20 protein-coding genes are annotated in these 16,699 nt (G+C 56.8%); 10 read left to right on the top strand and 10 right to left on the bottom strand.

What is annotated here, in order from left to right:
- On the bottom strand, nucleotides 1-513 hold the full coding sequence (locus A3L12_RS00530) for a metallophosphoesterase (RefSeq protein ID WP_088881794.1): 513 nt from the start codon (nucleotides 511-513) through the stop codon (nucleotides 1-3).
- 105 nt (nucleotides 514-618) lie between these two features.
- Here A3L12_RS00530 and A3L12_RS00525 point away from each other — a divergent pair, with 105 nt between their 5' ends.
- The 10 genes from A3L12_RS00525 to A3L12_RS00480 all read left to right on the top strand — a co-directional run bounded on the left by A3L12_RS00525 (nucleotide 619) and on the right by A3L12_RS00480 (nucleotide 10,920).
- Complete coding sequence (locus tag A3L12_RS00525; protein ID WP_088881793.1) at nucleotides 619-1,113, top strand: hypothetical protein; 495 nt, start codon at nucleotides 619-621, stop codon at nucleotides 1,111-1,113.
- Nucleotides 1,113-4,187, top strand: coding sequence for an LAGLIDADG family homing endonuclease (locus A3L12_RS00520; protein ID WP_088881792.1), 3,075 nt, complete (start codon nucleotides 1,113-1,115; stop codon nucleotides 4,185-4,187). The genes A3L12_RS00525 and A3L12_RS00520 overlap by 1 nt, the downstream gene beginning before the upstream one ends.
- A gap of 44 nt (nucleotides 4,188-4,231) precedes the next feature.
- Nucleotides 4,232-4,678, top strand: coding sequence for a translation initiation factor IF-2 subunit beta (locus A3L12_RS00515; protein WP_088881791.1), 447 nt, complete (start codon nucleotides 4,232-4,234; stop codon nucleotides 4,676-4,678).
- A 98-nt stretch (nucleotides 4,679-4,776) separates the two neighbouring features.
- Nucleotides 4,777-6,345 (top strand): carboxyl transferase domain-containing protein, encoded by a 1,569-nt coding sequence (locus A3L12_RS00510; protein ID WP_088881790.1) that lies wholly within the window; start codon nucleotides 4,777-4,779, stop codon nucleotides 6,343-6,345.
- A 19-nt stretch (nucleotides 6,346-6,364) separates the two neighbouring features.
- Nucleotides 6,365-6,727 carry an OadG family protein gene (locus A3L12_RS00505; protein WP_088883181.1) on the top strand — a complete coding sequence of 121 codons (363 nt, stop codon included), beginning with the start codon at nucleotides 6,365-6,367 and terminating at the stop codon, nucleotides 6,725-6,727.
- Nucleotides 6,728-6,770: 43 nt separating this feature from the next.
- On the top strand, nucleotides 6,771-7,226 hold the full coding sequence (locus tag A3L12_RS00500) for an acetyl-CoA carboxylase biotin carboxyl carrier protein subunit (protein ID WP_088881789.1): 456 nt from the start codon (nucleotides 6,771-6,773) through the stop codon (nucleotides 7,224-7,226).
- A 5-nt stretch (nucleotides 7,227-7,231) separates the two neighbouring features.
- Entirely contained in the window at nucleotides 7,232-8,437 is a 1,206-nt protein-coding gene (locus A3L12_RS00495) for a sodium ion-translocating decarboxylase subunit beta (protein WP_088881788.1), read from the top strand.
- Between the two features lie 72 nt (nucleotides 8,438-8,509).
- A complete protein-coding gene (locus tag A3L12_RS00490) occupies nucleotides 8,510-9,355 on the top strand; it encodes a CBS domain-containing protein (RefSeq protein ID WP_088881787.1) in 846 nt (281 codons plus the stop codon).
- A gap of 23 nt (nucleotides 9,356-9,378) precedes the next feature.
- Nucleotides 9,379-10,389, top strand: a complete 1,011-nt coding sequence (locus A3L12_RS00485) for a homoserine dehydrogenase (protein ID WP_088881786.1) — start codon at nucleotides 9,379-9,381, stop codon at nucleotides 10,387-10,389.
- A gap of 6 nt (nucleotides 10,390-10,395) precedes the next feature.
- The gene (locus A3L12_RS00480; RefSeq protein WP_088881785.1) at nucleotides 10,396-10,920 is read left to right on the top strand and encodes an ASCH domain-containing protein; all 525 of its coding nucleotides are present in this window, start codon (nucleotides 10,396-10,398) and stop codon (nucleotides 10,918-10,920) included.
- Here A3L12_RS00480 and A3L12_RS00475 read toward each other — a convergent pair.
- From A3L12_RS00475 to A3L12_RS00435, 9 genes are all read right to left on the bottom strand, one after another.
- Complete coding sequence (locus tag A3L12_RS00475) at nucleotides 10,911-11,522, bottom strand: ZPR1 zinc finger domain-containing protein (RefSeq protein WP_088881784.1); 612 nt, start codon at nucleotides 11,520-11,522, stop codon at nucleotides 10,911-10,913. The genes A3L12_RS00480 and A3L12_RS00475 overlap by 10 nt on opposite strands.
- Before the next feature lie 59 nt (nucleotides 11,523-11,581).
- Entirely contained in the window at nucleotides 11,582-11,977 is a 396-nt protein-coding gene (gene sepF / locus A3L12_RS00470; protein ID WP_088881783.1) for a cell division protein SepF, read from the bottom strand.
- A 95-nt stretch (nucleotides 11,978-12,072) separates the two neighbouring features.
- Complete coding sequence (rrp42, locus tag A3L12_RS00465) at nucleotides 12,073-12,882, bottom strand: exosome complex protein Rrp42 (protein ID WP_088881782.1); 810 nt, start codon at nucleotides 12,880-12,882, stop codon at nucleotides 12,073-12,075.
- 1 nt (nucleotide 12,883) lies between these two features.
- Nucleotides 12,884-13,633, bottom strand: a complete 750-nt coding sequence (gene rrp41, locus A3L12_RS00460; protein WP_088881781.1) for an exosome complex exonuclease Rrp41 — start codon at nucleotides 13,631-13,633, stop codon at nucleotides 12,884-12,886.
- Nucleotides 13,630-14,394 carry an exosome complex RNA-binding protein Rrp4 gene (gene rrp4, locus A3L12_RS00455; RefSeq protein WP_088881780.1) on the bottom strand — a complete coding sequence of 255 codons (765 nt, stop codon included), beginning with the start codon at nucleotides 14,392-14,394 and terminating at the stop codon, nucleotides 13,630-13,632. Before rrp4 ends, rrp41 begins: the two co-directional genes overlap by 4 nt.
- A complete protein-coding gene (locus A3L12_RS00450; RefSeq protein ID WP_088881779.1) occupies nucleotides 14,391-15,101 on the bottom strand; it encodes a ribosome assembly factor SBDS in 711 nt (236 codons plus the stop codon). The genes rrp4 and A3L12_RS00450 overlap by 4 nt, the downstream gene beginning before the upstream one ends.
- An 11-nt stretch (nucleotides 15,102-15,112) precedes the next feature.
- Entirely contained in the window at nucleotides 15,113-15,895 is a 783-nt protein-coding gene (psmA, locus tag A3L12_RS00445; RefSeq protein WP_088881778.1) for an archaeal proteasome endopeptidase complex subunit alpha, read from the bottom strand.
- Between the two features lie 73 nt (nucleotides 15,896-15,968).
- Nucleotides 15,969-16,187, bottom strand: coding sequence for a hypothetical protein (locus tag A3L12_RS00440; protein WP_088881777.1), 219 nt, complete (start codon nucleotides 16,185-16,187; stop codon nucleotides 15,969-15,971).
- 52 nt (nucleotides 16,188-16,239) lie between these two features.
- A complete protein-coding gene (locus A3L12_RS00435; RefSeq protein ID WP_088883180.1) occupies nucleotides 16,240-16,527 on the bottom strand; it encodes a hypothetical protein in 288 nt (95 codons plus the stop codon).
- Nucleotides 16,528-16,699: the final 172 nt, after the last annotated feature.

Below are 16,699 nucleotides of genomic sequence, written 5' to 3'. Positions count from 1 at the left end.
TTAGAGGCTCATGGCCCCTAAGAGCTCCCCGGTGTCGAGGTTGACTATCCTCACTTCCCTCTTCCTCGTGTCGAGGAAGGCCACGCTCCTGACGCCGGTGACGTAACCGCAGACCTCCCCCGGGTTAACGAGTACCGTGCGCCCCTCCTCGCGTATCTCGTAGCGGTGGGTATGGCCGACCACGACGACGTCGTAAAGGTTGCTCCTCGTCAGTGCACGGACGATGCGCTCGTCCGTTCCATGGGTTACCACGATCTTCATACCGTCCGCTTCCACCTCGAGTATCTCGTCGTATATTCCAAGCGCCTCGTAGAGGCCCTTCCTTTCGCCGTCGTTGTTGCCAAAGACCCCCTTTAACGGGGCCTCGAGCTTTCTAAGCTCTTTTGCAACGAAGGGCGCCACGAAGTCGCCCGCGTGGAGTACCAGCTCGACGTTGCTCCCGTTGAACAGGTTGACGGCCTTCCTTATGGCCGGCAGGTTGTCGTGGGTATCGCTCATTATCCCTATCAGCATGCTCTCACCGGGATGTATTTGCAGTAATGACTTATAGGGTTAACCGTTCCGGATGCCTATAAAGTTAAAAGCATTCGATGATACCATCCTTAAGACGGTGATGGTATGTTCACGGGCAGGGCGAGAATAGCGGTCAAGGTCCTCAGGCCCTTCGGCGACTGGAGTAGCGGGGACGTGATTCTGGTCGAGGACTGGAAGGCAAGGGAGCTCTGGGAGAGCGGGGTCGTGGATGTGGTGGATGAAACGGATAAGGTGATAGGCGAGATAGACAGGGCGATAGCAGATGAGATGAACAACGAGCCCCTGATGCCCCTGCCGGCGGGACTGTACGACAGGGCCGGGTTCTACATCTACTACCTCGAGAACTACGTCAAAAGGAACGCCGGGGAAGGGATAGAGACGATAAACGTCAAACTGACGAAGCTCGCCAACCTGAAGAAGAAGCTGGAACATCTGAAGCTGATCCGCTTCAACAAGATACTGAAGGCCGTCCTGCTGAGACCCGGCAGTCTGGAGCTCCTATCGAGGCTATCGCCCGGGGAGAGGAACGTGTACCTGCAGCTTTCAAAGATCAGAAACGAGTGGCTCGGTGAGGAATGATGGAAAGGGAGGAGATGATAGAGCGTTTCGCCCGCTTTCTGAGGGAATACGTTAGCGACGACGGGGACGAGGTTTACCTTAACAGGCTCAGGGACCTGCTCACCCTGACTCCGAAGCGCTCCCTGACGATTGACTGGACGCACCTCAACTCCTTCGATCCGGAGCTGGCCGGGGAGCTCCTTAAGAACCCCGAGGAGAGCATACTCGCGGCCGAGGATGCGATCCAGATAATCCTCCGCGAACCACCCCTCCTGAGGGAGGAGGAGTTCAAGGTTCACGCAAGGTTCTACAACCTTCCCCGGACTCTCCTCGTGAAGGAACTGGGGAGCGAGCACATAAACAGGTTCGTTCAGGTTGAGGGCATAATCACCCGCGTGAGCGAGGTGAAGCCCTTCGTCGAGAGGGCCGTCTTCGTATGCAGGGACTGCGGTAACGAGATGGTGAGACTCCAGAGGCCCTACGAGAACATAGTTCGGCCGACCAAATGCGATTCCTGCGGTTCGAGGAACATAATCCTCGACGTCGAGAAGAGCGGGTTCCTAAACTTTCAGAGCTTCCGCCTTCAGGACAGGCCGGAGAGCCTCAAAGGGGGCCAGATGCCACGTTTTGTCGATGCGATACTCCTCGATGACCTCGTTGACACGGCCCTTCCGGGAGACAGGGTTCTGGTCACCGGGATCCTCAGGGTCATCCTCGAGCAGAAGGACAAGAGGCCCATCTTCCGGAAGGTTCTGGAGGTAAACCACATAGAACAGATCAGCAAGGAGATAGAGGAGCTCGAGATATCACCGGAGGACGAGCAGAAGATCCGGGAGCTTTCCCGGAGAAAGGACATAGTGGATGCCATAGTGGATTCCATAGCCCCGGCCATCTGGGGCCATAAGACCGTCAAGAAGGGCATCGCTCTGGCGCTCTTCGGCGGCGTCCAGAGGGTCCTGCCGGATGGCACGAGGCTGAGGGGCGAGAGCCACGTCCTGCTCGTCGGGGACCCCGGCGTTGCCAAGTGCGTTGACCATGACACAAGGGTCCTCCTCGCGGATGGAAGCCTGAGAAAGATCGGTGAAATTGTCGAGGAAGCGGTTGAGAGGGCGAGGAGAAGGGGGAACCTCGGGAAGGTCGATGACGGCTTCTACGCACCCCTTGACCTCGAGCTTTACGCCCTCGACGCCCGGACGCTGAAGGTCAGGAAGGTCAGGGCGGATCTGGCGTGGAAGAGGACGGCCCCGGAGAGGATGTACCTGATAAGAACCCTGAGCGGGAGGGAGATCAGGGTAACGCCGACCCATCCCTTCTTCACGCTTGAAGGGGGCAGCTTCAAGACGAGAAAGGCCCGGGAACTGAAGGTGGGGGACTTCATAGCCGTGCCCGGAACCCTGCCGGTAGAGGGTAAATCCGGAAGGTACTCCAGCACACCTTCCGCGCCGCTTAAAGGGGAGGAGCTTCCCCCGGAGCTCTTCGTCGCCGGAAGGGAGGAACTGAGGGAGTTCCTGAGGGGCTACTTCGAGGAAAGGGGAAGCCTGAGGGAAGGAAGTATCGTGGTGGAAGACGGTGTAGAAACCCTCAAAGGAATAATGCACCTGCTCCTGCGCTTCGGCGTGAAGTCCCGGATCCGGGAGATTAAAACCGGCGGAAAAACCTCCTACCGGCTTTCCATATCCGGAGAGGATGCGATCCTGTTCATGGAGAGGATAGGGTTCCGCAGGCTTTCCAGAGCCGAAGTCCTCGAAAGACTACCTCCGGCTCCAGGGAACGAGCTGGAGGACCTCATCCCGGGGGTTGAAGAACTCCTCGAGAAGGTGGGGGTAAAAGGGAAGGCACCGGGCAAAAGGGAACTCAAAAGGATCGTGGAAAGGCTTGGAGAAAAGAAAACCCCCGAACTTGGATTCCTCAAACTCCTCGCTGAATCGGACATCTTCTGGGATAGGGTTGTGGAGAAGGAGGAATACGAACCGGAACGCCCGTGGGTTTACGACCTGCAGATTCCGGAGCACCACAACTTCATAGCCAACGACGTGTTCGTTCACAACAGCCAGATCCTCCGTTACGTGGCCAACCTGGCACCAAGGGCGATTTACACGAGCGGCAAGAGCAGTTCGGCCGCCGGTTTGACCGCGGCAGCCGTCAGGGACGAGTTTACAGGCTCGTGGGTGCTGGAGGCGGGGGTTCTGGTTCTCGCTGACGGCGGCTTCGCCCTCATAGACGAGTTCGACAAGATGAGCGAGAGGGACAGGAGTGCTATACACGAGGCTCTGGAGCAGCAGACGATAAGCATCTCCAAGGCCGGCATAACTGCAACGCTCAACGCAAGGACAACCGTCATAGCGGCGGCGAATCCAAAATACGGACGTTTTAACCGCCATAAATCCCTCCCGGAGCAGCTTGAACTGCCTCCAACGTTGCTCAGCCGTTTCGACCTCATCTTCCTCCTCCTCGACGAGCCCGATGAAAAGGTCGATTCGAGCATAGCCGAGCACATCCTCAGGGTGAGGCGGGGAGAGAGCGAGGTGGTGACGCCGAAGATACCCTACGACCTGCTCAAGAAGTACATCGCCTACGCGAGGAAGAACATCCACCCGGTTATGAGCAGGGAAGCGATGGAAGAGCTGAAGAGGTACTACGTCAGGATGAGGAAGGGCTTCAGGACATCCGGGGATGAGGAAGGGGTTCAGCCGATCCCCATAACGGCGAGACAGCTCGAGGCCCTGATAAGGCTCAGCGAGGCGCACGCGAGGATGAGGCTGAGCGAAACCGTGGAGAGAGAAGATGCCAGGGCCGCCATAGGAATAATCGAGGAGATGATAGGGAAGATAGCCGTTGACGAGGAGGGAACGCTTGACGTCTCCATACTCGAGGTGGGGAAGAGCTCCAGAAAGATAAACAGGATAGAGCGTATCATCGACATCATAAAGAAACTCGAGAGCGAGGGCGAGTTCGGGGCCCCCGAGGATGAGGTGATAGAGGCGGCCAAGCAGGCCGGCATCGGCTCGGAGAGCGAGATAAAGAAGCTCCTGAGCGACCTCAGGCGTGATGCCCGGATATACGAGCCGAGGGCCGGGTTCTACAGGGTGCTCTGATTCCCCCCACTCCAAAAGGTTATAAACGCAACCCCGGAGTTAGGATGGAGGTGAGGAAAGTGAGCGAGAAGGAGGTTGACTTTTACGATTTCGAGGGTCTGCTTGAGAAGGCTTACGGGGAGCTCCCGGAGAACGTCAGGCATCACGATTCCCGTTTCGAGGTCCCGGCGGCGGTCGTTACGATAGCCGGAAGCAGGACGATAATCGAGAACTTCGTCGATGTGGCGGAGGCTATGAACAGGGACCCCAACCACCTGCTCAAGTTCATACTGCGCGAGGTCGGCACGGCCGGCGCCCTCGAGGGAAGACGTGCGATCCTTCAGGGACGCTTTACGCCCTACCTTATAGGCAACAAGATGAAGAGGTACCTCAAGGAGTACGTCATCTGCCCGGTCTGCGGAAGCCCGGATACAAAGATCATCAAGCGCGGGCGCTTCCACTTCCTGAAGTGCGAGGCCTGTGGTGCCGAAACGCCGATCCAGCACCTCTGAAGCCTTTTTTCTTTTCCGGAATTTCGCGGGTATGAAAACTCTTTTAAACTTTACAAACTACAAGTGGGTTGATACTCTAAGGGTCAGGGGGAGTTCTCATGACAATGGAGGAAAAGGTCAACGACCTGTACGAGAGAAGGAAGAGGGTTATGGGTATGGGTGGCGAAAAGGCCATCGAGAAGCAGCACGCCAAGGGCAAGCTTACCGCAAGGGAGAGAATAGAAAAACTCCTCGATCCCGGAAGCTTCGTTGAGACGGGCATGTTCGTGAAACACCGCTCGACAGAGTTCGGAATGGAGAGGCGGGAGCTCCCGGCGGACGGCGTAATCACCGGCTACGGCACGATCGACGGGAGGCTCGTTTTCGTTTTCGCTCAGGATTTCACCGTCATGGGCGGTTCCCTTGGGGAAATGCACGCCATGAAGATCAAACGGATCATGGAGCTCGCCATGGAGGCCGGAGCCCCTGTTATAGGCCTCAACGACTCCGGAGGGGCGAGGATTCAGGAGGGCGTTGACTCCCTCAAGGGCTACGGTGAGATATTCAAGATGAACACACTGCTGAGCGGGGTGGTTCCACAGATAACGGCTATCATGGGCCCGTGTGCCGGTGGGGCCGTTTACAGCCCTGCGATAGGGGATTTCATCCTCATGGTGGATAACCCTGCCAGCTTCATGTTCATCACCGGTCCCCAGGTGGTCAAGGCCGTAACAGGGGTTGAGGTTACCCCGATACAGCTCGGCGGTGCCATGGTTCACGCCCAGCGTTCCGGACAGGCCCACCTTATCGGGAAGAGCGATGAGGAGGTCCTGATGCTCATAAGGAGGCTCGTGGGTTACCTTCCGTCCAACAACATGGAGAAGCCGCCGAGGGTTAAGAGCAACGACCCCCCCTTCAGGAAGACCCCGGACCTCTACTCGGTGGTACCCGACGACCCGAACAAGGGCTACGACGTGAGGAACGTAATCCGGGAGATCGTGGACAGGGACGAGAACGGAAACCCGGATTTCCTCGAGATACTGCCCCACTTCGCCCCCAACGCCGTCGTCGGGTTCGGAAGGATGAACGGCCGGACGGTGGGTATAGTGGCCAACAACCCGATACACCTTGCGGGTGTTCTGGACATAGACAGCTCCGACAAGATCGCCCGCTTCGTAAGAACCTGCGACGCCTTCAACATTCCGATAGTCACCCTCGTTGACGTTCCCGGCTACCTGCCCGGCACCCAGCAGGAATACGGCGGGATCATAAGGCACGGTGCGAAGGTCCTGTACGCCTACTCGGAAGCCACGGTCCCGATGGTTACCGTGATCCTCAGAAAAGCCTATGGAGGGGCCTATCTGGCGATGGGAAGCAAGCACCTCGGTGCGGACTTCGTCTTCGCCTGGCCGACGGCGGAGATAGCGGTTATGGGACCCGAGGGGGCCGCAAACATCATATTCAGGAAGGAGATAGCGAACGCCGAGAACCCCGAGGAGGTCCGCCAGAAGAGGATAGCCGAGTACCGCGAGCGCTTCGCCAACCCGTACGTTGCCGCCTCGCGCGGTTACATAGATGACGTTATCGACCCGGCCGAGACGAGGGCGAAGGTGATAATGGCACTCGAGGCAATGGAGAGCAAGCGCGTCAAACTGCCCCCGAAGAAACACGGCAACGTACCCCTGTGAGGTGTGAGAAATGGTGTCCATGGCGGAGTTCATTGAGGGGCTGGACATAACCGTCCTCGGGGTGACGGTGGTCTTCATCGTCCTCAGCGTACTGGCACTCGTCCTTTACTTCGTTGGATGGCTGGAGAGACGGCTTGTAGAGAGGGAAGCGCCTGGACCTGAAGAAGGGGAGGTTGAGGCCAAGGTGGAGGAAAGGGCCTCCATACCCCCAAAGGACCTCGCGGTAATAACCGCCGCGATTCTCGCCTATGTCTCCGAGAAGGCCTCACAGCTCAGGCCCCTGCCCTTTAGGAGGAAGGTTTCAGACGCCTGGCGCCTCTACGGCGTCCAGTCTGCAATGAAGGACGTTGAGGACTTCAACTACGAACTTGGGGAGTGGTGAAGATGAAGGTTAAGGTCATCTACGAACTTGGGGAGTGGTGAAGATGAAGGTTAAGGTCATCGTCGATGGCGTTGAATACGAGGTTGAGGTTGAGGAAATCGAAGCCGGAAGGTTCAGAGTGGCCTTTGATGGAAAGGAGTACAGCGTTGAGGCAAAGGACGTGGGGATCAGCCTTGGAGCCATCGGTCCTGCCCCCGCTTCTGCCCCAGTTACGGCTCCTTCTCCTTCTCCGGTTCGGGAGTCTCTTTCGGTTCCGGAGCCGGTTCAGGCTCCTTCCCCGGCGGGAGAGGGTGTTGTTACCGCTCCAATGCCGGGTAAGATACTGAGGATTCTGGTGAAGGAGGGGGAGAGTGTTAAGACTGGCCAGGGGTTGTTGGTCCTCGAGGCCATGAAAATGGAAAACGAGATTCCAGCGCCGAGGGACGGGAAGATTAAGAGAATCCTCGTGAAGGAAGGAGACACCGTAAACACCGGCCAACCACTAATAGAAATAGGGTGATGGTAATGACTGGAATGGAGCAGGCGATAATGGACTTCCTCAACAACTTGGGACTGCTGCACCTCACGGTCGGCAACCTTATAATGATACTCGTGGGTCTGACGCTGGTCTACCTGGCCATCAGGTACGAGATGGAGCCCCTCCTGCTGCTCCCGATAGGCATCAGCGCGGTTCTCGTTAACCTGCCTCTGGGCCACCTCGTCAACTGGCCCGTGGCACCCCAGCTCCCCCCCGGAATGGAGGACAACGTATTCGCAACCCTGGGTTATTTGAACCAGCATTACGGCCCGCCGGGGCTCTTCGACATAATCTACTACCTCCTGATAAAGACCGAGATAGTGCCGCTGTTGATATTCTTCGGTCTCGGAGCGATGACGGACTTCGGGCCGATGATAGCCGATCCAAAAACGGCACTCCTCGGTGCGGCAGCACAGATAGGCGTTTTCGTGGCCCTGCTGACGGCGGTTCTTCTGGGTTTCACCCTGCCGCAATCAGCTTCGATAGGAATCATAGGCGGTGCGGACGGACCGACGACGATATACCTAACCACCAAGCTCGCCCCCGAGATCCTCGGGGCAACCGCTGTGGCAGCTTACTCTTACATGAGCCTCGTCCCGTTGATCCAGCCCCCCATTATAAAAGCCCTCACAACGAAAGAGGAAAGGAAAATAAGAATGGAACAGCTCAGACCGGTTTCCCGGAGAGAGAAGATACTCTTCCCGATAGTCAGCATGACAGTCATAGCACTACTCGTTCCCACGGCAGCGCCCCTCATTGGAATGCTCATGATAGGCAACCTCTTCAGGGAGAGCGGTGTAGTTGAGCGTTTGAGCAAGGCGGCACAGGAGGAGCTCATGAACATCGTCACCATATTCCTCGGGCTCGGCGTGGGCTCGACGATGAGGGCGGACAGCTTCCTCACGGCTCAGACCATTGAGATCCTTGGGCTCGGGATAGTGGCGTTCGCCAGCGCCACCGCCGGTGGAGTGCTCCTCGGAAAGGTTATGATGAAGCTCTCCGGAGGAAAGATAAACCCGATGATCGGTGCCGCGGGAGTTTCGGCCGTTCCGATGTCGGCAAGGGTCGTCCAGAGGATGGCCAGCAAGGAAGACCCCGGGAACTTCATACTAATGCACGCCATGGGTCCGAACGTTGCCGGCGTCATAGGCACGGCCGTTGCGGCTGGAGTGCTTCTGGCCGTTCTCGGGTGATCGTCCTTCACATTTTTTCATAGAAAGTTTAAAATAGGGAGAGATGGCCTTACCTTAAGGCGGTGATGAGAGGTGCGTGTGAAGACCCTGATGACAGCGGACCCGGTTGTCATAGAGCTCCCGGCAACGAGGAACTATGCCCTCAGCCTCTTCAAAAAGCACAGGGTGAGGTCGTTTCCGGTTATCAACAGAAACACCAAGACCCTCGTCGGGATCATAAGCATAAAACGTGTTCTGCTCCACCCGGACGAGGAGCAGCTTGCCATGCTGATAAGGAGGGAAGTGCCAACGGTCAAACCCGACGATGACCTCAGGAAGGCCGTCAGGGCCATGCTCAGGATGGATTACAGGCGCGTGGTGGTGGTCGATGATGAGGGGCACGTTCAGGGAATCTTAACCGTCGGGGACATCGTAAGGCGCTATCTGGCCAAGAACGAGAAGCTTAGGGATGTGACCATCGAGAACTACTACCAGAAGTACACGGGCGTCGTGTGGCAGGGAACGCCGATAAAAGCAGCCCTCAGGGCCCTCCTCCTGTGCAACGCCATGGCGATCCCTGTTATAGACGACGAGGGTAACCTCGTGGGAATGGTGGACGAGACGGACCTTCTCAAGGACAGCGAGGTCGTCAGGATTATGAAGCAGACCACCCTCTCGGCATCGAGCGAGGAAGAGTGGGTGCTGGAGAGTAACCCCACGCTCCTCTTTGAGAAGGCGGAACTCCGGCTGCCCAAAAAGCCCGTCTCCGAGATAATGAGCCGTGAGCCCATCGTGGCAACGCCCCACATGAGCATTTACGACGTCGCCCAGAAGATGGTCCAGTACCGTATCGAGCAGCTGCCGGTTATACGGGGAGACGACGAGCTGGTCGGAATAGTCAGGGACATCGACATAATAAAGGTAATCCTCGAAAAGTGATCCTCCCCTTGAAGGTGGTGCCGTTGAGGGAGGTGAGGCTCTCAATTTTTGGTTTTGGTAACGTCGGCAGGGCTCTGGCGGGGGTTCTGCTCGAAAAGGAACCCTTCTTCCGGGAGAGGTACGGGCTGGATTTCAGGGTCGTGAGCGTGGCCGATACGAGCGGTCTCGTGTGGCTTCCGGAGGGAATAGACCTCAGAGAAGCCCTCCTCGTCAAGGAGAACTTCGGAAAGCTCTCGGCCTGGACGAACGATTACGAGGTCTACAGTCTCAGGCCGGAGGAAGCTGTGAGGGAGATCGAGGCCGATCTCGTGGTGGACGTCACCGGAGACATGAGAGCTCATGTGTGGCACCTTGAAGCCCTGAAGGAAGGGAAGGGGGTCGTTACGAGCAACAAGCCACCTCTGGCGTTCCACTACTCCGAGCTGGTTGGGGAAGCGGAGAGAAGGGAACTGCCCTACCTCTTTGAGGCCACCGTGATGGCCGGAACACCGGTTATAGCCCTTCTCCGTGAGAACCTCCTCGGGGATACAGTGGAGGGAATCGAGGCCGTTTTAAACGCCACGACGACCTTCATACTGAGCCGGATGGAGGAGGGGATGACCTTCGAGGAAGCCCTGAGGAAGGCTCAGGAGATGGGCATAGCAGAACGCGATCCCACCGCGGACGTTCTCGGGATGGACGCGGGCTACAAAGCCACCATCCTCCACTGCGTGGCCTTCCATCCCCTTACCTTCGGGGAAGCCAGCGTTCGCGGTATAACGGGTGTAACGCCGGAAGAGATCGAGCGTGCCCGGGGAAGGGGGAACACCGTGAGGCTCGTGGCGAGCATCAGGGAAGGCAGCGTAACCGTGGAGCCGAAGGAGGTTTCCGGCGAAAGCCCGCTGGCGGTGAAGAGCTACGAGAACGTGGCGATAATAAAGACGGACCTTCTCGGAGAGCTCGTGATAAAGGGCTCGGGCGCGGGATTGAAGGAAACGGCCAGCGGTGGGGTGGGTGACATCGTAAAGGCCTCCCTTCAGCTGCCGAAAGGGTGAAGGAGTATGGAGCACGTTATAGCGATCCATCAGGTCTACGCGGAGCTGATATTCCGGGGGCTTAAAACCGTGGAGCTGAGGAAGACCAGAACGTTCGATGAGGGTGACACGGTCTTCCTTTACATCGCCCGGGGAAACGGAAGGGAACTGGTGAACACCTTTGAAAAGCTCGGCCTGCACAGGGAGCAGGTTCTAACCGGGAGGGGAACCATAGCCGGGGGCTTCGAGGTTGGGGAGGTAATGAGGGCGGACGTTGAGACCCTCTGGGAAGTGAGCGGGGAGGAAAGCGGTTTGACAATCGTCCACGGAGAGGGGGGAAAGCGCTGGCTTGAGGGATACCTGAAGGACCACGGCTACGCCTTCACCATAGAGAGGCCCTTCCTTTTCAAAAAGCCCCTGAGCAGGGAAGAAATCAGGGAACGCTACGGGGTTAACGTGGAGGGAATAATCCACATCTCGGGCAGGACGAGGAAGCCCTGGGTAAGGGCCCTGCTCGAGGACCTCCTCCTCAGGGAAAGGGTTTACCTCTGATCCCTTTCTTCGGAATCCACGATAACGTACGGGCCGAGGCTCAGTTTTTTGATCTCCTCCTCCGTGAGGAGCCTGCTCCTGACCTTCTCCCCTACCAGGGCACTGTTGCCGAGGGGATCCATTATCCTGACGGTGAGCGGTTTTCTGCCTTTTTTGACCTCTTCTATGTACCTGAGGAGCTCCTCAATCTTTTCCACCGCTTTTTCCTCTCCCTCCTCTTCCTTGAAGTGGGAGGTCATTATCAGGGTCTCCCTGACGCGCTCAAGCAGGCCCTCAACGTTGGTCACGAAGCCCTCAGCAGCAGGCCCGGGCTCTATCTTAACACCTATCTCCTCCAGCTCGATGGTTCCGCTCTTGCTCCTGACGACCCTCGTGAAGAGGTCCCTCTCCTCCTCAACCCTAACGCTGTAGAGCTTCGGTGGCCTGTCCTCAAGGGGAATAACATCGGCGTTCCTGTAACCGCATTTCTCGCAGATTATCGTGCTCTCCATAACCTTTCCGAAGTAGGGTATCTCATGAACGTGCTGAAAGGCCTTGAGGGTTCCTTTACCACCGCAGATCGGGCAGTCCCCGAGCCGGATCTCCTGAATCTCGTCTTCCATCCACACCACCGAGAAAAGATAGGAGGGCCCCTTAAAAACCATGGGGTAAAAAGAAAGCCTCATTTGGCTATCTTGATGTCCGCGGGCAGGAGGATAAGTTTTATCTCCGTCTTGCAGATCATGGCAGCCTGACCACCGAGGGCACCGACCATGCCCTTTACCTGCTCGGCAACCTTTTCAAGGACCTCCGGCTTGGCTTCCAGCGGGCTCAGGTCGACTATAACGACGTTGCCCTCCTGAAGCTCACTGGAGATCCTCTCAAGGTCGGCGTAGCTCGTAACGACTATCTTCTTGAGGTACCTGATCTGGGGTTTGGCTATCTCCTTGGCAAGAACATCTTCCTCAAGAGGAACGACCTCCACATCCCGTCTGGGAGCGACCTCCTTTTTCACCGCCGCGGGCAGCTTCTTTCTGGCCTTTCCATCCTTCTTTTTAAGGCTGTCAAACAGTCCCATACCATTCCCCCCGGATTAATCGTAATGCTGGATGGGTTTGGGCATTGGTGTTTATATCTCTTTCTGAAATCCCCTTTGAACAAAAAAGGAAAGGGTCACTCGCTCCCAACCGCCTTCAGAACCTTCTCCCTTATCTCCGCGGCCTTCCTGATCGCCAGATCGACGGCGTACATGACCTCCTCGAGCTTGAAGCTTCCCCCTTCGCCCTTCTGGACGGAGGAGATCATGCCGTTTTCGTCGGTGGTGATCGTTATCCTGCCGTCCATGACGCGCTCCTCCTCGAGCGTTGGGTCCACAACGATGTTCTGGCCGATCTTGGCCATGGTGACCGGGATTGGAATCCTCCCCACCGGCAGGGGTTCGTATTCCTCAAGAACCTGAAGCTCCTCCTTCTCAGGGTCGTAGGTCACCTTCGGTATTTTCGTGCTCAGAAGGGCCGCTATGGCGCCTATTCCACTCGCATCGAGGAGGTTCCCGTCGTGGTCGAGCACGTGAACGTCAACGAAGATCACCCTGACGAGCTTGCCGGGAACTATGACGAGCTTCTCCAGATCCACGGCGTTACTTTCCCTTATCCCCCTGTCAACAACGCGGGCCAGCTCAATGGCGTTCTCGTCAGGTGGTCCGGCTTCAAAGGTCGGCGAGGCAAGGGGGACGAGCTCAACGTTCGTCGTTATAACCCCCCTGTCCGGGAGATCCGGGAAGGGTTCTCCAACGTCGACCTTTATGCCTACGAGAACCTGAGTGTTGCCGAGCTTCACCAGAGCTGATCCCTCAGCCTTCTCGATGACGTTGACCTCTACCTCCAGATCGCGGTAGTCCTCGAGACCGCGATTGTCCACCCTCGCCCCTTCCCTGAGAAGGTTCAGGACGTGGTCGCGCATTATACCGGCCATGATCTCCATCTCACTCACCTCCAACGACCTCCTCAGCCACCTTGAGGTACTTGGCCCTCAGGGCATCCCTCTGCTTCTGGTAAACCGCCTTAGCTCCCTTGATGGCAAGCTTCACGGCTTCGATGAACTCCTCCTTGTTCAGGTAGCCATCCATCTGAAGGAGCGTTATGTCGTTCTTCAGGGGCATTATGGCCACGGGAACGTCGGCCTCGCCGTAGTTATCCTCGTCCTTGTTGAGGTCGAGAACGATCTCACCATCGATTTTGCCCGCGGCGCAGGCACTGACGAGGTCCTTCATTGGTACACCGGCATCGGCCAGAGCCAGTGAGGCGGCCGTTATCCCCGCGACCCTCGTTCCTGCATCGGCCTGAAGTATCTCGATGAAAACGTCTATCGCCGTCCTCGGGAACATCTCGAGGATCAGGGCCGGTTCAAGGGCCCCTCTTAGGACCTTGCTTATCTCGACGCTCCTCCTGTCGGGTCCGGGTTTTTTCCTTTCCTCAACGCTGAAGGGGGCCATGTTGTACCTTACCCGGAGTATGGCCCTGTCCAGCCTCTGGAGGTGCTTCGGATGGATCTCCCTCGGCCCGTAAACGGCAGCTAAAACTTTGTTCTTACCCCACTCGACGTAGGCGGAACCGTCAGCGTTTTTAAGAACACCAACCTCCATACGTATGGGCCTGAGCTCGTACTTCTTTCTTCCGTCAAGCCTCTTCCCGTTCTCATCTATGAGCTTTAAACCCTCTGGTCTGCCCATCATTGTGCTTCACCCTTTTGCCTTTCCTCAATCTGGGGTATCTCCTCTATCACTCCTTTATTCTTCAGATCCTGAAGCCGGGTCATGAGGAACTCCTTTACCCGATCGGTAAGTCCCCGAGTGTGGCTCTCCCTGTCAACCTTGAGAACGGCCTCTATCGCGAGCCTCTCGAGTTCCTCGTTTCTACCGCTGACCCATACCCAGCCGTTCTGACCCACTATTATCCTCGTGTTAGTGAGCGTTTTGATCATGTTGATCATCGAACCGCCCCTGCCTATGAGCCTCGGAACCTTGGAGGGCGTTATCTTGACTATCTGACCTCCCCTTAGGGGACCACCTCTGAAGGGCATCCCCTTCGTTGTGAGGTCTATCTGTTTTATCTCGTTGTAGGCCTTTATCCGGGCATAGATGATGTCGCCTATGTCGAATATCTTCCTCAGGTCGGTCTTCGTGATGTCTATACGCTCTTCCACGGCGTCCTGAATGCGCAGGCTGGCCTCGTAGGGCGCCCCTATGTCCACGTCCCAGCTGGAGAACCTGACGTCGATTATCTTGCCGAGAACGTTGTCGCCAACCTCGGGCATGTAGGGGCCCTCGAGTGGGATGACCCTTATGAAGTCTCCTCTTACGTCCACGAGGCCGATGACCGTGGAGTATATCCTGTTGCCCTCTTTAAACGTCCCCTTTCCGTTTTTAAAAGGTCCCTGAGCCAGCAGGGTCCCAGGAACCACAAGTTCCCTGCTCTTTACAAAAATCCTCCTCATAGTCCCTTCCTCTCTATCAGTTTGGTTACAGCGGTGCCCTTCGTAAGGGCGTTAAGCTTCTCATAAAACTCCCCCTCGAGTCCTCCGGGGACCTCGATCAGGAACATCCACGAACCGTCGCTGGCCCATTCCTCGCGCTTTATGGTTCCGAATTTCCTTACCTCGCCGTAGGTTTTGCCAACGTAGTCCGAAGGCACCTTAACGGCTATGACCTTCACCTCGAGCTTTATCGGAAGCAACGGTCTTATGGCCCTGATGACGTTAGGAACCTGAGCATCCGCATCCTTGAAGGGGTCAACGTGAACCCCCGCTTCCTCCATCGCCCGGAGGATTCTATCCACGGGGTGAGGATAGCCGGTTCTCGGGTCAACTGCGTGCCTGTGGATCGTCATCGCTATGTAGCGCCTCTTTTCCTCGAGCATCTCCTTCCTCTGTTGTGCCGTCAGCTGGACGTTGCCCTTTCTGAGTATTATCTTGGCGACCTCGTAGGGGTCGCTCGTCCCGAACACCTTCTCCATCTCGTGCTCGCTGGCCTTGTCTCCCTTGTGGGCGTCCTTAAAAACATAAGGGGTGGCGAGGATCTCCTCCACCGGAACGTCCCTACCCTCCTTGAAGTCCCTCGCAAGGTATGGATCAACGAGTATCTCGAACGTCTCGCCGTGCGTCTTGAGACGGGCGATGACAGCTTTATCAACGCTTATGGGCATCGCCCGTCACCTCAGTAGTTCCTGTCGAGTTCGGCGTAATCTTTGGAGTTCTCCTCGACTTCCTCCCCTTCTGACTCTTTGAGGATCTCATCGAGATACCTGGAGAGCTCGTCCCTGCCGAGCTTCTTCCAGCGCTTGTCAGCGGTGGTTATGTAAGCCACCTCTATTGAGTTGACACCCGGCTCCTCGAGGGTTTTGGCGAGGCCCCTTATGGCCAGTTTTACGGCCCCTTCCATGTCGAGGTCTTCCCTGTAGTGCTCCTCGAAGATGGCCATAATGGTGTTCCTTCCGCTGCCTATGGCAACGGCCTTCCACTCGAAGTAGGCCCCGCTCGGGTCGGTCTCGTAGAGCTCGGGCTTGTCGTTAACGCCCGCCATGAGCAGGGCCGCACCGAAGGGCCTTACACCCCCGTACTGGGTGTGGGCCTGTTTAAGGTCGCAGATCTTCTTCACCAGAACGGTGAGCGGAACGGGTTCGCCGTAGGTGAGGCGGTAAACCTGAGCCTCAAGTCGGGCCCTGTCAATGAGGACCCTCGCATCGGCTATTATGCCGCTGGGGGCGGCGGCTATGTGGTCATCTATCTGGAAGATCTTCTCGTAGCTTCTCGGCTCGATGAGCTTGCTGGTTATCCTCTTCTCAACCGCGAGGACAACGCCGTCCTTCCATTTAACCCCGACGGCGGTTGCACCCTTCTTAACGGCTTCTCTGGCATAGTTCACCTGAAAAAGTCTTCCATCCGGGCTGAAGACGGTAATCGCCCTGTCGTAGCCCGCCTGTGGTGGTACAAACGCCATTTCACATCACCTCTAAACTTCATCCTATCCTTTCACTCCCTTCATCAATTCCCGATGGTCTAATTAAGCTTTTCTATTCATTCCTGAGGGCGAGTATGGCCATCCTTCTTGCAATCCTTCTGGCGAATTCAAGGGGGACGAAGGCGATCACGAAGAACACGAGGGCCAGAATCAGGGAGCTCTCCCCGAAAGGCCGAAGGATCATCGTGGCAAAGGCCAGCAGGAGAATCCCCATGCCGATCGCGAGGAACCTCCTGTAAGTCCTCTCCATAACCTCAAGCCTTTTCTCCATCGATCCCACCGACCTTCCTATCCACGAGGGGGTTTTAAGTCTTTGGTGTTACCTAATAGCTGTGGGCATTGGCCTTCCCGAGAAGCTCCAGCAGTCTCAGGAACTCCTCGAGCTCTTCCTTTGAGAAGTGCTCCTCGGCCTCGCTCTCCGGGTCGAGTTCGCTCAAACGTTCTCTGGCTCTGGTAAGGTCCTCAAGGTCCTTCTGAAGTTCAAGCGAGCGCTGGATGAACTCGTAACTCGTGTAGGGACTCTCAAAGCTCCTGCTCTGATTGGCCAGAACCGCTATCCTGAGGTGCGTTATGGTGCGATCGACCAGTTCGATTAGTTCTCCAACCTTCATCACCTCATCCTTATCACTCCGGGTATTTAAACCTCTCCGGCACATCGGAGGGGGATCCGGGAAATTTTTCGAAAATTTTTCGATAAACCCCTCCTCCTCCCGGAACATAGGGTTTTAACCTCCCGGACGAAACTCCAGCGGTGGTGATCGTGGAGCAGGCTAACTCTTATCC

Origin of the sequence: Thermococcus sp. P6 (assembly GCF_002214525.1) — an archaeon.
Taxonomy (GTDB): Archaea; Methanobacteriota_B; Thermococci; order Thermococcales; family Thermococcaceae; genus Thermococcus.
Note: the sequence above shows the minus strand (reverse complement) of the source record. Positions and strands in the feature narration are given on the sequence as shown.

What these genes read in the sequence shown, in the direction of transcription:
- A3L12_RS00530 (WP_088881794.1), bottom strand. Translation starts at nt 513, where the DNA reads ATGCTGATAGGGATAATGAGCGATACCCACGACAACCTGCCGGCCATA.
- A3L12_RS00525 (WP_088881793.1), top strand. Translation starts at nt 619, where the DNA reads ATGTTCACGGGCAGGGCGAGAATAGCGGTCAAGGTCCTCAGGCCCTTC.
- A3L12_RS00520 (WP_088881792.1), top strand. Translation starts at nt 1,113, where the DNA reads ATGGAAAGGGAGGAGATGATAGAGCGTTTCGCCCGCTTTCTGAGGGAA.
- A3L12_RS00515 (WP_088881791.1), top strand. Translation starts at nt 4,232, where the DNA reads ATGGAGGTGAGGAAAGTGAGCGAGAAGGAGGTTGACTTTTACGATTTC.
- A3L12_RS00510 (WP_088881790.1), top strand. Translation starts at nt 4,777, where the DNA reads ATGACAATGGAGGAAAAGGTCAACGACCTGTACGAGAGAAGGAAGAGG.
- A3L12_RS00505 (WP_088883181.1), top strand. Translation starts at nt 6,365, where the DNA reads ATGGCGGAGTTCATTGAGGGGCTGGACATAACCGTCCTCGGGGTGACG.
- A3L12_RS00500 (WP_088881789.1), top strand. Translation starts at nt 6,771, where the DNA reads ATGAAGGTTAAGGTCATCGTCGATGGCGTTGAATACGAGGTTGAGGTT.
- A3L12_RS00495 (WP_088881788.1), top strand. Translation starts at nt 7,232, where the DNA reads ATGACTGGAATGGAGCAGGCGATAATGGACTTCCTCAACAACTTGGGA.
- A3L12_RS00480 (WP_088881785.1), top strand. Translation starts at nt 10,396, where the DNA reads ATGGAGCACGTTATAGCGATCCATCAGGTCTACGCGGAGCTGATATTC.
- A3L12_RS00475 (WP_088881784.1), bottom strand. Translation starts at nt 11,522, where the DNA reads ATGGAAGACGAGATTCAGGAGATCCGGCTCGGGGACTGCCCGATCTGC.
- sepF (WP_088881783.1), bottom strand. Translation starts at nt 11,977, where the DNA reads ATGGGACTGTTTGACAGCCTTAAAAAGAAGGATGGAAAGGCCAGAAAG.
- rrp42 (WP_088881782.1), bottom strand. Translation starts at nt 12,882, where the DNA reads ATGGAGATCATGGCCGGTATAATGCGCGACCACGTCCTGAACCTTCTC.
- rrp41 (WP_088881781.1), bottom strand. Translation starts at nt 13,633, where the DNA reads ATGATGGGCAGACCAGAGGGTTTAAAGCTCATAGATGAGAACGGGAAG.
- rrp4 (WP_088881780.1), bottom strand. Translation starts at nt 14,394, where the DNA reads ATGAGGAGGATTTTTGTAAAGAGCAGGGAACTTGTGGTTCCTGGGACC.
- A3L12_RS00450 (WP_088881779.1), bottom strand. Translation starts at nt 15,101, where the DNA reads ATGCCCATAAGCGTTGATAAAGCTGTCATCGCCCGTCTCAAGACGCAC.
- psmA (WP_088881778.1), bottom strand. Translation starts at nt 15,895, where the DNA reads ATGGCGTTTGTACCACCACAGGCGGGCTACGACAGGGCGATTACCGTC.
- A3L12_RS00440 (WP_088881777.1), bottom strand. Translation starts at nt 16,187, where the DNA reads ATGGAGAAAAGGCTTGAGGTTATGGAGAGGACTTACAGGAGGTTCCTC.
- A3L12_RS00435 (WP_088883180.1), bottom strand. Translation starts at nt 16,527, where the DNA reads ATGAAGGTTGGAGAACTAATCGAACTGGTCGATCGCACCATAACGCAC.